1 protein-coding gene is annotated in these 1,291 nt (G+C 66.4%); it reads left to right on the top strand.

Annotated elements, in window-relative coordinates; genetic code table 11:
• Positions 1-74 precede the first annotated feature (74 nt).
• Complete coding sequence (locus tag ACM9ME_RS15365; RefSeq protein WP_415644334.1) at positions 75-1,151, top strand: transposase; 1,077 nt, start codon at positions 75-77, stop codon at positions 1,149-1,151.
• The last annotated feature ends 140 nt before the right edge of the window (positions 1,152-1,291 follow it).

Here is a 1,291-nt window from a genome sequence, read left to right on the forward strand (position 1 = left end):
AAGCTGGGCACCCCCAATAACCCTGGCATGATCCGGCCGGAGGTGATTCACTGCGCTTGGCAGGGAGGCGGCAGATGCGTCAGACGGGTTTATTCGGGCTATCGGATCAACTAAAGCGGTTGTCGGACTGCGGCGACCCGCTGGAGACGATGAGCCAGGTGGTGGAGTTCGAGGTGTTCCGCCCCGCGCTGGAGAAGGCGCTGGCTTACGGCGACGGCGCGAAGGGCGGTCGGCCCCCCTATGATCCGGTGGCGATGTTCAAGGTGCTGATCCTGGCGGCGCAGAACACGGTGAGCGACGCGAGGATGGAGTTCCTGATCCGCGATCGGCTGAGCTGGCTGCGGTTCCTGGGCTTCGACCTGGGCGCGGTCACTCCCGACGAGAACACGATCCGGTTGTTCCGCGAGAAGCTGACCCGCGCCGACGCGATCGATGCGCTGTTCGTGGCCTTTGACCGGCAGCTGCGGGACCGCGGCTATCTGCCGATGGGAGGCCAGATCGTTGACGCGACGCTGGTGGCGGCACCCAAGCAGCGCAACACTGCGGCCGAGAAGGAGGCGATCAAGGCGGGCAAGAGCGCGGCCGAGATCTGGCCGGACCAGCCAGCGAAGGCCGCGCAGAAGGATGTCGATGCGCGCTGGACGCTGAAGTTCGCCAAGGGTCGGCCGCTGCCCGGCGGAAGGCCTGGGATCGACATCGCCATCCCGAGCTTCGGCTATAAGAGCAGCATCGCGATCTGCCGCCGCTACGGCTTCATTCGCAAGGCCAAGGTCACCGATGGTGCCCGCTTCGACGGCCGCATGTTGCGCGACGTGGTGACCAACGACAACACCGCTTCCGACGTCTGGGCGGACACCGCCTATCGCAGCCGATCCAACGAGGCCTGGCTGAAGTCGATCGCCCGGGTCAGCCGCATCCATCGCAAGAAGCCCAAGGGCAAGCCGATGCCGGCACGGACCGCGCGCGCCAACGCCGCCAGATCAACCGTCCGTGCCCGCGTCGAGCATGTGTTCGCCCGCCAGAAGAACCAGATGGCGCTGTTCATCCGCACCATCGGCATCGCGCGCGCCGAAACCAAGATCACGCTCGCCAACCTCGCCTACAACATCGACCGCCTGATCTTCCATGAACGGCGTGCCGCCACGGGATAGCTGCGCCCGGCGAAGGCCGGTTCGGCCCTCACCAGCCGGAAAGCGCCGCCCTCAAACCGGCAGAGAGGGAAACTACGCCCTCGCCACGCCGCCGTCAGCGCCAGCGACGTGTTGATGTGGGTGCCCAGCTTTGTCGGCTG

The organism is Sphingomonas antarctica (assembly GCF_965137005.1).
Taxonomy (GTDB): Bacteria; Pseudomonadota; Alphaproteobacteria; order Sphingomonadales; family Sphingomonadaceae; genus Sphingomonas_O; species Sphingomonas_O antarctica.

Coding starts and splice junctions, on each gene's coding strand:
- ACM9ME_RS15365 (WP_415644334.1), top strand. CDS start 75: ATGCGTCAGACGGGTTTATTCGGGCTATCGGATCAACTAAAGCGGTTG.